Here is a 12,372-nt window from a genome sequence, read left to right as displayed (position 1 = left end):
TTCACCTCATAACATTCCGAGTAGTCGATCGATGATTTGCTTCGCTTTCTCTTCATCACGTGCAATCATTAAAATCGTATCATCTCCACACACCGTTCCAATCAATTCATCCCAAGATAAATGATCGATCAAGACACCGATTGCATCAGCATTTCCCGGAAGCACTTTCATGACGACCAAATTTTGAGCAGAATCGACCGAGACGAAACTGTCACTAAGGATTCGCTTCATTTTACCGTATGGATTAAATCGTTGATCCGCAGGCAAGCTATATTTATACCGTCCATCGTTCAATGGGACTTTGACCAGATGTAACTCTTTAATATCCCGAGACACGGTTGCCTGTGTGACCGGATACCCCGAGCGACGTAGCTCATCCACTAACTCATCTTGCGTCTCGATTTCTCGATTCGACACGATGTCTCGAATTTTAATCAATCGCTGTCCTTTGTTCATAAGCGCTGACACCTCATTTTTCGTTTCACATACACATTATCATTCTAAAGTATTGTCGAAAAAAGGTCTAGCATTCCAGGTGGGATTTCCACCATTCCCCATCTAGTAGACGAGTAAAGGAAAAAGCTACAGACGACGAGGTCTGTAGCATCATTTTATCCCTTAAGTTTGGCATGGGCCGCGTTTACGACCTCTTCGACTTGTAGCGATGGCGAGACGCCACCTACTCCTGTGTACCGAGCGAAGAGAAGAAACTCGATGTTCCCATCCCCTCCAGTGATCGGAGAGTAATCCAAAGCTTCGACAAAGAAGCCTTCCGATGCGAAGTATCGGACCATATCGCTTGCGACTCGTTCATGGACGTTACGGTCCCGAACAATTCCTTTTTTCCCGACATCGGCCTTCCCTGCTTCAAATTGAGGTTTGACGAGCGCCATGACGACACCGTCTTGCTTCAAAATTTGTTTCAACGGTGGCACCATCAGACGAAGCGAGATAAAAGAGACGTCAATCGTTGCGAAATCTGGTTTAATCGGGAACTGATCGGCCGTCGCGTGGCGGAAGTTCATCCGCTCCATGACGACGACGCGATCATCGCTCCGTAGTTTCCAGGCAAGCTGATTATAGCCGACATCGACCGCGTACATTTGAGTCGCGCCGTTTTGAAGCGCACAGTCCGTGAACCCACCCGTCGATGAGCCGATGTCGATTCCGACTCGTCCAAAGACATCGAGCGGGAAGACGTCGAGCGCTTTCTCGAGTTTCAAGCCGCCACGTCCAACATAAGGAAGAACTTGTCCCTTCACTTCGAGAGGGATATCATCAAACACTTTATCGCCCGCCTTGTCTAGACGTTCTGTCCCACTATAGACGAGACCGGCCATGACCGACCGTTTTGCCTTTTCCCGTGTTTCAGCAAGTCCACGTTCGACGAGCAATACATCTAATCTAGTTTTCTTTCTTTTTTCCATAATCCCTCACACATTCTGTCGATTTGTCTCCATGACGAACCGTTCAATCGATTCCGCCATTTGGGCAGGTCGCAGTCCAATCTCTTCTAGGAGCTGGTTGACACCGCCATGCTCGATATATCGATCCGGAATACCGAGACGTTGAATCCGTGGAAACGCTCCGGCTTCATTCGCGTGTTCAAGCACGCTACTTCCAAAGCCACCGGCGAGAGCAGCCTCTTCTAATGTCACGAGCGGAATCCCCTCTGCATAAAGTGAAGTCAGCATCGCATCATCGAGCGGCTTGATGCTACGACAGTTAATGACGCGCACACTGAGCTTACCTTCTAATAGTGCTCGGACTTCGAGGGCGTCTTGCACTTGGGGACCGAACGTCAAGATAGCGACATCTGTCCCTTCTGCCTCGACTTCCCAATCATCGAGTGAAATTACTTGAAGCGTCTCACTCATCGGAACACCGATCCCTTCGCCACGCGGGAAACGAATCGCAATCGGTCCACCATCGTAACGGAGTGCAGAATAGACGAGTTGTTGTAATTCTTCTTCATCTTTCGCCATCAAAATTCGAATGTTTGGCACGTGACGCATGAAGGCGATATCGAACACACCTTGGTGCGTCTCTCCATCCGCTCCGACAAGTCCAGATCGGTCAATCGTGAACACGACGTTCAAGTTTTGACGACAAATGTCATGGACTAGTTGATCATACGCGCGTTGGAAGAAGGTCGAATAAATCGAGACGACCGGTTTCAACCCTTGCGTCGCCTGTCCCCCAGCGAGGGTGACCGCATGTTGCTCGGCAATTCCGACATCAAACATACGCTCCGGGAATTTCTTCGTAAAGCAATCGAGTTTCGAACCGACACTCATCGCTGGTGTGATCAACGTCACCCGTTCGTCTGACTCAGCCACTTTCGTGATCGTCTCCGCGACGACTTTCGAATAGCTTGGTCCTTTCGGTTTGCCTTTGATGACTTCACCGGATTCAATTTTATAAGGTCCAAGACCGTGCCATGTTCCGACACCGTCCAATTCAGCCGGACGATATCCCTTCCCTTTTTTCGTAATGACGTGGACGAGAACCGGACCGTCGATTTTCTTCGCGTACTCAAGCGTTTCGAGCAAGTCTTTCAAATCATGCCCATCTGTCGGCCCAAAGTAAGTGAAGCCAAGTTCTTCAAAGAACGTTCCCGGAATGAGAGCAGATTTTAAGAGGTCCTTCACCCGTTCCCCGCTCCGTTCAAGTGAACTCCCGACGAGCGGGATGTGTTTGATGAGTGACTCCATTTCTTCTCGAGCATGCTTCAACTTGCGCGATGCCCGGATACGACCAAGCATATTATGCATCGCTCCTACGTTCGGCGCAATCGACATCTCGTTATCATTTAGAATGACAATCACGTTCTGTTTCTCGGCACCGATGTGATTGAGGGCTTCAAGTGCCATCCCCCCAGTCAAAGCACCGTCCCCGATGATGGCGATGGCACGATCGTTGGCGCGCCCTTTCAATTCATTCGCAATCGCAATCCCCATGGCTGCAGAGAGGGAAGTCGAACTGTGCCCTGTTTCCCACACATCATGCTCGCTCTCACAACGTTTCGGGAAACCACATAACCCATTGTATTGTCGGAGAGTATCAAACTGGTTCGTACGTCCTGTCAAAATTTTATGAACGTATGCTTGATGACCGACGTCCCATACGAGTTGGTCTTTCGGACTGTCAAATACACGGTGCAAGGCAAGCGTCAACTCTACAACTCCCAAGTTTGGCGCCAAATGCCCTCCCGTCACTGCCAATTTTTCAATCAAGAATCGTCTAATGTCTGAACCGAGCGATTCGAGCTCTGATACAGACATCCGTTTCAGGAACGACGGGTCTTGAATGGATGTCAAGTCCATAATGACCATCCTTTCTCCTCACATTTTACTGATTCGTACCTTACATTTTACAAGAATGTGACGGCATATGCCACACATTCCCCAAAACAAAGGTGACACGATGTGCTCATCGTGTCACCGAGGTCAATGATTTCGTTTCACTACAAATGATAGCATCTCAAGAAGCAACGGCGCTGGAACTGAAAGTGATTCAATTGCAGCGTGTGCCGCTCCCACTTCTTGCTCAAGAGCTTGCTTCGCTCCCTCTAAGCCGAGAAGCTTCGGATAAGTCGTCTTGTCATTCAATTCATCTGAGCCGACGCGTTTTCCGATTGCTTGTTCATCTCCGACGACATCGAGGATATCGTCTTGAATCTGAAAAGCGATGCCAAGATGACGTCCGAACTGTTTGAGGTGCATCCGATCTTCCACCGATGCCCCTGCCAAAATCGCACCGGCTTCAAGTGCATAGACGAGTAGCGCACCTGTCTTCCGTTCATGAATGGATTGGAGCTCTTCAAGTGTGACGTCGTTCCGCTTTTCAGCCAGCATATCATCCAACTGCCCACCGACCATACCTGAGCTACCGGCCGCCAATCCGAAAATACGAATAATCTCGACGACATCTAGCGCAGGGAGTGACATCTGTGTGAGAATACGGAATGCGTCCGTCAATAAGGCGTCCCCAGCCAAAATAGCGGTCGCTTCATCAAACTGACGATGATTGGTCGGTCGTCCACGACGAAGATCGTCATCATCCATGGCCGGCAAATCATCATGGATGAGTGAGTATGTATGAACCATCTCTAAACTCGCCGCCACCTCTCGTCCTCGCTCGAGTGACATGCTATACGTTTCAAGGACGGCATAGACGAGAGCAGGACGAATGCGTTTCCCGCCAGCCTCTAAAGAATACGTCATTGCGTCTCGTAATCGTTTCGGCATCTCACTCGACTCAATGAGTTCCTGCATCGCCAGTTCGACGGTCCGTTTCCACTTGTTCAAGTCATCGGTACGGTTCATGCGGATCCTCCTTTTTCACGAAGCGTCCCATCAAGTTCTAAAATTTCATCCATTTTTTTCTCGGCGGCAGAGAGTTTTGTCTGGCACAATGCAGACAAGCGGACACCTTCCTCATATAGGGTCATCGCTTCCTCTAATGGGACATCACCGCTCTCGAGTTGCGCGACGATCTGTTCGAGGCGCTCGAGCGCCGCCTCAAATGTCTGTTCTTTCTTCGTCACCGACAATCCTCTCCTTCACCTCAGCGATTGCATGACCATCCCGAAAACGAATCGAGACATCACCATCGCGTAATTGTTTCACGTTCTGCACATAGATCCCATCTTGTTCGATGAACGTATATCCACGTGACAAGACGGCGAGTGGACTGACTGCATGCAATCGTCCAACCTGTTGTGCAAATTGAAGCGTTGCTTGTTCTAATGGCTTCGTTCGACGGAGTCGCTCGACCATATTGTTGACTTCTTCCCCTTGCTTGGACAACGTTTTTGAAAATCGTTTTACATCTAGCTGCTGTGACAACTGACGGAGCTGATGAGTGGCTTGGGTGAGATGTCGCCTCATCCCTTGCTCGAGACGGATTTCCGACTGGGCGAATCGTTCCCGTTTCTGAGATATCGTGTACCTCGGTGATTTTAATCCATAGCTATTGATCATCCGTTCCACACGTGTTCGCGAATCATCCAATTGGTCTCTGACGGCTTTGTGCAGATGGTTGTCTAAACGTTCTACATCTTTTCGCTGCGCATCAATCATCGCGGTAGCGAGTTCAGCCGCCGCTGTCGGAGTCGCAGCCCGAACATCGGCAACGAAATCCGAAAGCGTAAAGTCTGTCTCGTGACCGACAGCAGAAATGATAGGAATCGTGGACGCATAGATTGCCTCCACCACAACATCTTCATTAAATGCCCAAAGCTCCTCGATGGAACCGCCACCGCGACCGACGATGAGTACATCACAATCGGTGCGTTCGTTCATCCAGCGAATGGCCGACGCGACTTGTGGTGCCGCCATTTCTCCCTGTACAGCTACAGGTGCGAACGTGATCGCCACATGTGGCGCACGACGACGAAGTGTGGTCGCGATATCGTGTAGCGCCGCTCCTTTTGGAGACGTCACGATCCCAACGCGCTCTGGAAACATCGGGAGCGGGTGCTTCCGCTCCTCGTCGAACCAGCCCATCTCCTCTAGTTCACGCTTTCTCGCCTCATATCGCTCAAACAATAGACCGATTCCGTCTTGTCGCAACAATTCGACATATAGTTGGACATCTCCCGTAGCCTCATACATCGTCACCTTTGATACGGCGATGACTTTCATTCCATCTTTCGGTTCGAATTGAAGTTGTTTGGCATCGCGAGAAAACATGACGGCTTTCATCCGAGACGCGTCATCTTTCAACGTGAAATAACAATGACCGGATGAATAACGTTTGAAATTTGAGATTTCACCGATGACCGCGACTTGTCGAAGCAATACATCATCATCAAGTTGTCGCTTCACATATCGAACAACTTCAGAAACCGGGAGTGGCTTAGCCACGTGATGCAACCTCGACCGTATTATGCATGAGCATCGTGATGGTCATCGGACCGACACCACCCGGAACTGGGGTGATGGCACTTACCTTTTCCATAACAGCTTCATAGTCCACGTCACCGACTAGACGACCTTCGACCCGATTGACTCCGACATCGATGACAAGCGCGCCCGGTTTGACCATGTCTGCTGTGACTAAACCAGCACGACCGACCGCGACAATCAAAATATCCGCTTGTCGCGTCATCTCACCGAGGTCAGCTGTTTTTGAATGACAATATGTGACCGTTGCTGATTCATTCAAGAACAACATGCCTACCGGTTTACCGACGATTTGACTACGACCGACGACGACAACGTGCTTTCCGGCAATCTCGGTTTGTGTTTTTGCGAGATGTAAGATACCGTGCGGCGTGCACGGAAGTAACGTATCGAGACCGAGCATCATCTTCCCGACATTCTCAGGATGAAAGCCATCGACGTCCTTTTCAGGGGAGATACGCATGATGACTCGTGATTCGTCGATGTGTTTCGGCAAAGGAAGTTGCACGAGAATCCCATGAACTTCCTCATCCGCATTCATCAAATCAATCAAGTCGAGCAATTCCTTCTCGCTAATCGTCTCATCAAAACGGAGGACTTGTGAATCGATTCCGATTTCTTCTGCCGCCCGTTCCTTCCCGCGTACATAGCTATGACTTGCTGGGTCATCCCCAATCAACACGACTTTCAGCTTCGGTACGATGCCACGTGCGCGAAGTTCCGCCACACGCTCTTTTAACGTTTCTCGATATGATGCTGCCACTTGTTTCCCGTCGATCACTACTGCCATCTCTCTCATCCCCCGTTGTCTTTAGGTTTTTCTGTAGTTGGTCTGGTGTCTTATCTCTATTTTTTAGTCTTCTTTAATGATATTTCCGAGTACGCCATTCACGAGTTTGCCGGCTTCTTCGTCCGCGAACGATTTCGCGAGTTCGACCGCCTCGTTAATAGTGACGTTCTCTGGAATCGTCTCGACGTATAACAATTCGAACGTTGCCATTCGAAGAATCGTACGCTCGACGTTTCCGAGGCGATCTAACCGCCAGTTTTTCAAGTTTTCAACTAGTAACGCATCGATATCTTCAATATGTTCTAGCGTCCCTGTGACGAGTTGTTCGTAAAACGGATCAGACTCTTCTCCATCCAATGCGAACTCGATTGCTTCGTCCACCTCTAATTTAGATACTTCGATTTGAAAAAGCGTTTGAATCGCTTTCTCTCGTGCTTCATGACGTTTCATTCAGTTACTCTCCTTTTACATGCTTTCATTGTGATAGTTTAGCATAAAGCACTCATAAATTCAGTACAAAAAACCAGGAAACCGAAATAATGTTCGGGCTTCCTGGTTCACGTTATTTTGCCAATGACATTTCTTTTTCAACGAATTTCGTATCGAACGTACCGATGCGGAACTGCTCATGTGCCATGACTTGTTGATGAAACGGAATCGTCGTTTTAATTCCCGAAACCGTAAACTCATCCAAAGCACGCAACATTTTCAGAATGGCCTCATCACGCGTTGGTGCATGAACAATCAACTTCGCTACCATCGAGTCATAGAACGGCGGGATCATCGCTCCTGCATAGAGTCCGCTATCGACACGGACACCCATACCGCCTGGAACGATATATTGGTCAATCTTCCCTGCCATCGGACGGAAGTCCATAAATGGGTCCTCCGCGTTGATTCGACATTCGATGGAATGTCCTGAGAACGTAATGTCCTCTTGTGAGATAGCAAGTGGATGTCCGAGCGCCACTTCAAGCTGCGCTTGAACGAGATCGAATCCTGTGATCATCTCGGTGACGGGATGCTCGACTTGGATCCGGGTATTCATCTCCATGAAATAAAACTCGTTTGATTCTGGAACGTAAATGAACTCGATTGTTCCCGCTCCCGAGTACTGAATGGCTTTTGCCGCTTTGACGGCCGCATCCCCCATCAATTGACGTGTCGTTTCATCAATCGCAGGTGATGGCGCCTCTTCAACTAGTTTTTGCATGCGACGTTGGATTGTACAATCACGTTCACCTAAGTGAATGACGTTACCGAATTGGTCGGCAAGAACCTGCACTTCAACGTGACGGAACGACTCGATGAACTTTTCGAGATACACGTCACCATTCCCGAACGCCTGCTTCGCTTCTTTACGTGTCGCGACCAATCCTGAAACGAGTTCGTCCTCGTCTCGAGCGACGCGAATGCCACGTCCTCCACCGCCGGCTGTCGCCTTGATGATGACCGGATAACCCATCTCACGTGCGAGTTCCATCGCTTCTTCGTCTGTGACGACACCACTTGAACCTGGAACGACAGGAACCCCTGACTCGATCATCGTTCGTTTGGCTTCATCCTTGATTCCCATTTTGCGAATCGCATAGCTGCTTGGGCCAACAAATTGAATTCCACACGCCTCGCACATCTCAGCGAACTCGGCATTTTCAGCCAAAAAGCCGTAACCCGGATGTACCATCGTCGCATCCACGGCGCAGGCGACTGATAAAATATTTGGGATATTCAAATAGGAGTCTTTCGATGGATTCGGACCGATGCAATAAGCCTCGTCAGCCAGATGAACATGTAACGCTTCACGATCTGCCTCAGAGAAGACAGCGACCGTCGGAATATTCAATTCTTTTGCTGCACGTATGATTCGAACCGCGATTTCCCCGCGGTTAGCAATTAATAATTTCATAACGCCCTCACTTCACGCTGAAGAGCGGTTGACCGAATTCGACGAGATCGCCATCGGCGACTAACACCTCTACGATTTCGCCACTGATTTCCGCTTCGACATCGTTAAACAGTTTCATCGCCTCTAGAATACAAACGATTTGTCCTGACTCTACACGATCGCCGACGTTCACGAACGCTTCTTTATCCGGTGCCGGACGTGAATAGAACGTTCCAACCATCGGCGAGGTGATAGTACGATAAGACGCCTTTTCTTGCGTCGGTTCTTCTGTTTGTTCATTTACTTGAGGAGCAGGCGCAGGCGGTGCGAATGCTTGTGTCTGCATGATCGGCGCGCTCACTGTTTGTTGCTCTTCTTTCTTTAATGACAGTTTGAAATCAGATGTTTCAAGCTCCATTTCATGGACTGATGATTGGTCCAATAATTGAATAAGCTCTTTAATTTGATCGATTTGCATCTTTCTTACCCCCTGTTTATACCTGGTACTAATCTCTCCTTCACTATAACTGGTCAGACCAATGAATGCAACGAGAAAAAAAGAGCACCCATTCATTCGAATGAGCACTCGTAAGGATTAACCGTTATAACGACCCATGAACTCTCCAGTACGTGTATCGACTGTCACTTTTTCACCTGGTTCGATGAAAAGTGGCACTTGAATGACGTGTCCTGTTTCCACTGTCGCGTTTTTCTTCACGTTCGAGGCCGTGTCACCTTTTACGCCCGGGTCTGCTTCGACGATCGTCAAGACAACGCTCGTTGGAAGCTCGATTCCAAGAATCTCCCCTTCGTAGTCCGCGATGCTGACTTCCATGTTCTCAAGCAAATATGGAAGTGCTGATTTGACTTGAGCGCTTGTCAATTCAAGTTGCTCGTATGATTCATTGTCCATGAAGACATACGTGTCGCCCATTGGATAGAGATATTGCATGCGTTTACGCTCGATGTGTGCGCGTTCGATTTTTTCTCCACCACGGAACGTCGTTTCTTGGATTGCACCGTTACGCAAGTTACGCATTTTCGTACGAACGAATGCCGCTCCTTTACCCGGTTTTACGTGTTGGAACTCGATGACTTGCCAAATCGAACCGTCAGACGTTTTGACCGTCAATCCTGTTTTTAAATCGTTAACTGATACCATATTGATTTCCTCCTAAATTCAGATGAAGCTTATGCCTCGATCGTAATTAACTCTTTTGGCGACTGTGTCAGACGGTAGCATCCGTCTTCTGTGATGACGACATCGTCTTCAATCCGGCAACCACCGACACCGTTGATGTAAATACCCGGCTCGATTGTCACGACCATACCAGGTTCGAGCACCGTTTCCGAACGGAACGATAATCCTGGGGCCTCATGCACTTCCATTCCAAGACCATGTCCTGTCGAGTGGCCGAAGTACTCGCCATATCCAGCTTCTTTAATAATATCGCGTGTCAATGCATCCGCCTCAATGCCAGTGATTCCGGCACGTGTGCCTTCTACACCAGCAAGTTGGGCACGAAGTACCGTATCGTAGATTTGACGCAACTCATCCGAAATCGGACCGATTGCAAGCGTACGCGTGATATCTGAGCAGTACCCTTTATAGTAAGCCCCGAAATCAAGCGTAACCAATTCTCCAGTTTCAATGACTTTATCACTTGCCACACCGTGCGGTAGCGCCGAACGGAGACCCGAGGCGACAATCATGTCGAACGATGACGAGTCGGCACCTTTTGAACGCATGAACATTTCGAGTTCGTTCGCGACTTCTCTCTCGGTACGACCAGGACGGATGAACGTCTGGATATGGGCGTACGCCGCATCAGCGATTGCCGCAGCTTCCTTCATAATCTTAATCTCTGATTCATCCTTAATCAAGCGCAGTTTTTCTACGATTCCAGACGTTTCGATAAGTTGAGCTTCCACTTCTTTTTCATAGGCACGATATTGCCCCACTGTCATCGCATCCTGCTCAATGCCAAGGCGCTTGATGGATTCACGTGACACGACATCTGCTACCGACTTAATGAGTGACGTATCAAGCTCGATGATGTCATACCCTTTCACTTGATCGTTCGCCTGTTCCGTGTAACGGAAGTCCGTGATAAAACTTGCCGAATTCGACGTGATGACGATGACACCGCTCGATCCTGTGAAACCAGATAAGTAGCGGATATTCTCACGTTTTGTGACGAGCAACGCATCAATCTCGTTTTCTTCTAACTGTGCTTGCAGTTTGTTTACGCGTTCAATCATGTCGATTCCTCCAATGTTCGATTAGTGCATGCATCGCTAACGTATAGCTCGTGAGTCCAAAACCGGTAATGACACCGATACAGACGGCAGCAAGTTTCGACTCATGCCGAAAGGCCTCGCGTGCATGCACGTTCGAGATATGTACTTCAACGACCGGGGCAGCGATAGCGGATATGGCATCCCGGATCGCGATCGATGTATGCGTATAGGCACCCGCATTCAATATGACACCCTCATATTCAAAAGCGTCATGTAGCGCATCAATTAAATCTCCCTCATGATTCGATTGTTTAAAGGTGAGTTCGACGTCTTCTGGAGCGCGCAGCATCAGTTCTGCCGCCAATCCTTTCAACGACACATCGCCATATACATCCGGTTCACGACGACCCAGTAGATTTAAATTCGGTCCATTTAAAACTAAAATCCGCAACCTTCTTCCCCCTCGTTCGTCAAGTCTTATCTATTGTAACAAATTTATCGAAAGAACGTGAATCGAGCCTTCTGCCCTTTCGTTTTTTTTACAAATCACGGTATAATTCAAGTACAACATTTGAAGAATCGAGGAAAGTGAATGAATTCTAAACCAACCATCCCAGTCGGGGGACAGGCGCTCGTGGAAGGTGTCATGTTTCAAGGCCGCTCTGAAAGCGCATCTGCCATCCGGCGAAAAGATGGCTCGATCGAAACATTCGAGCAAGCGCGCATTCTTGTCCCTTGGGTCCAATCTTTAAAAAAAGCACCTTTCTTGAGAGGGATTGTCGCGCTGTATGAATCGTTAAAGAACGGTTCTGCACATATGAACTTTGCGAGCGATCGATATGATGTCGACCCGAGTGAAGATACGAACACTAGCGAAGACCAAAAACAGAGCATATGGATGATTGCCTTCATCGCAATCGTCGGTGTCATCTCATACGTGTTTGGTAAATTGATTTTCAATGTGACGCCTGCACTGCTCGCGGCTATGTTTCAAGACGTGCCTTTATTTTCCGGACATGTGATTCAAAACCTCCTTGAAGGGGGAATAAAATTAGTATTGTTACTCAGCTACCTTTACTTGATATCATTGACGCCACTCATTAAGCGTGTCTTCCAATATCACGGTGCTGAGCATAAAGTCATCAATTGCTATGAGTCCGGTCGTCCGGTCACGGTTGAACAAGTACGCCAAAGCTCGCGATTGCATTATCGTTGTGGCTCGAGCTTCATTTTATTCACCGTCTTCGTCGGTATTGGCGTTTATATGATTGTGCCAATCGATCCGCTCTGGTTGAGACTCGTCAGCCGAATCGCGCTATTGCCGGTCGTCATCGGAATCTCATTTGAAGTCCTTCAGTTTACCAATCGTTTCCGCGACCATCGCTTTCTGTCATTCCTCGGCAAACCGGGCCTGTCGCTCCAATTATTGACGACACGAGAGCCGAATGATGAGCAGATTCAAGTCGCGATTGAAGCATTTGAGACATGGGAACGAAAAGAGTTAGGAGAATCGGTCATTCATAGAGAGGGATAAGAGGAGGAAGCAC

Annotated in this window: 14 protein-coding genes; 1 reads left to right on the top strand and 13 read right to left on the bottom strand. The window is 48.7% G+C overall.

The window, feature by feature from the left end; all coding sequences use genetic code 11:
• Nucleotides 1-6 precede the first annotated feature (6 nt).
• From ahrC to aroQ, 13 genes are all read right to left on the bottom strand, one after another.
• Nucleotides 7-456 (bottom strand): transcriptional regulator AhrC/ArgR, encoded by a 450-nt coding sequence (gene ahrC, locus KNO69_RS05075; protein ID WP_214816454.1) that lies wholly within the window; start codon nt 454-456, stop codon nt 7-9.
• Nucleotides 457-611: 155 nt separating this feature from the next.
• Nucleotides 612-1,427 carry a TlyA family RNA methyltransferase gene (locus KNO69_RS05070; RefSeq protein WP_159562457.1) on the bottom strand — a complete coding sequence of 272 codons (816 nt, stop codon included), beginning with the start codon at nt 1,425-1,427 and terminating at the stop codon, nt 612-614.
• Between the two features lie 6 nt (nt 1,428-1,433).
• The gene (dxs, locus tag KNO69_RS05065) at nt 1,434-3,326 is read right to left on the bottom strand and encodes a 1-deoxy-D-xylulose-5-phosphate synthase (RefSeq protein WP_205728308.1); all 1,893 of its coding nucleotides are present in this window, start codon (nt 3,324-3,326) and stop codon (nt 1,434-1,436) included.
• A gap of 123 nt (nt 3,327-3,449) precedes the next feature.
• Nucleotides 3,450-4,328 carry a polyprenyl synthetase family protein gene (locus KNO69_RS05060; RefSeq protein ID WP_214816452.1) on the bottom strand — a complete coding sequence of 293 codons (879 nt, stop codon included), beginning with the start codon at nt 4,326-4,328 and terminating at the stop codon, nt 3,450-3,452.
• Nucleotides 4,325-4,549: an exodeoxyribonuclease VII small subunit gene (gene xseB, locus KNO69_RS05055; RefSeq protein ID WP_012726571.1), complete on the bottom strand. Its 225-nt coding sequence runs from the start codon at nt 4,547-4,549 to the stop codon at nt 4,325-4,327. Before xseB ends, KNO69_RS05060 begins: the two co-directional genes overlap by 4 nt.
• Complete coding sequence (gene xseA, locus KNO69_RS05050; protein WP_214816450.1) at nt 4,524-5,870, bottom strand: exodeoxyribonuclease VII large subunit; 1,347 nt, start codon at nt 5,868-5,870, stop codon at nt 4,524-4,526. Before xseA ends, xseB begins: the two co-directional genes overlap by 26 nt.
• Nucleotides 5,863-6,699 (bottom strand): bifunctional methylenetetrahydrofolate dehydrogenase/methenyltetrahydrofolate cyclohydrolase FolD, encoded by an 837-nt coding sequence (gene folD, locus KNO69_RS05045; RefSeq protein WP_214816449.1) that lies wholly within the window; start codon nt 6,697-6,699, stop codon nt 5,863-5,865. The genes xseA and folD overlap by 8 nt, the downstream gene beginning before the upstream one ends.
• A 63-nt stretch (nt 6,700-6,762) precedes the next feature.
• Nucleotides 6,763-7,149: a transcription antitermination factor NusB gene (gene nusB, locus KNO69_RS05040; RefSeq protein WP_078147109.1), complete on the bottom strand. Its 387-nt coding sequence runs from the start codon at nt 7,147-7,149 to the stop codon at nt 6,763-6,765.
• Nucleotides 7,150-7,261: 112 nt separating this feature from the next.
• On the bottom strand, nt 7,262-8,605 hold the full coding sequence (gene accC, locus KNO69_RS05035) for an acetyl-CoA carboxylase biotin carboxylase subunit (protein WP_012726575.1): 1,344 nt from the start codon (nt 8,603-8,605) through the stop codon (nt 7,262-7,264).
• 7 nt (nt 8,606-8,612) lie between these two features.
• Nucleotides 8,613-9,062: an acetyl-CoA carboxylase biotin carboxyl carrier protein gene (accB, locus tag KNO69_RS05030; protein WP_214816447.1), complete on the bottom strand. Its 450-nt coding sequence runs from the start codon at nt 9,060-9,062 to the stop codon at nt 8,613-8,615.
• 117 nt (nt 9,063-9,179) lie between these two features.
• Nucleotides 9,180-9,746: an elongation factor P gene (efp, locus tag KNO69_RS05025; protein ID WP_012726577.1), complete on the bottom strand. Its 567-nt coding sequence runs from the start codon at nt 9,744-9,746 to the stop codon at nt 9,180-9,182.
• A gap of 29 nt (nt 9,747-9,775) precedes the next feature.
• Nucleotides 9,776-10,843 (bottom strand): M24 family metallopeptidase, encoded by a 1,068-nt coding sequence (locus KNO69_RS05020; RefSeq protein ID WP_214817828.1) that lies wholly within the window; start codon nt 10,841-10,843, stop codon nt 9,776-9,778.
• Entirely contained in the window at nt 10,839-11,276 is a 438-nt protein-coding gene (aroQ, locus tag KNO69_RS05015) for a type II 3-dehydroquinate dehydratase (RefSeq protein ID WP_214816444.1), read from the bottom strand. The genes KNO69_RS05020 and aroQ overlap by 5 nt, the downstream gene beginning before the upstream one ends.
• 141 nt (nt 11,277-11,417) lie before the next feature.
• Here aroQ and KNO69_RS05010 point away from each other — a divergent pair, with 141 nt between their 5' ends.
• Nucleotides 11,418-12,359, top strand: coding sequence for a DUF1385 domain-containing protein (locus KNO69_RS05010; protein WP_214816441.1), 942 nt, complete (start codon nt 11,418-11,420; stop codon nt 12,357-12,359).
• Nucleotides 12,360-12,372: the final 13 nt, after the last annotated feature.

This window comes from Exiguobacterium sp. s131 (assembly GCF_018617345.1).
In the GTDB taxonomy this organism is placed as follows: Bacteria; Bacillota; Bacilli; order Exiguobacteriales; family Exiguobacteriaceae; genus Exiguobacterium; species Exiguobacterium profundum.
Note: the sequence above shows the minus strand (reverse complement) of the source record. Positions and strands in the feature narration are given on the sequence as shown.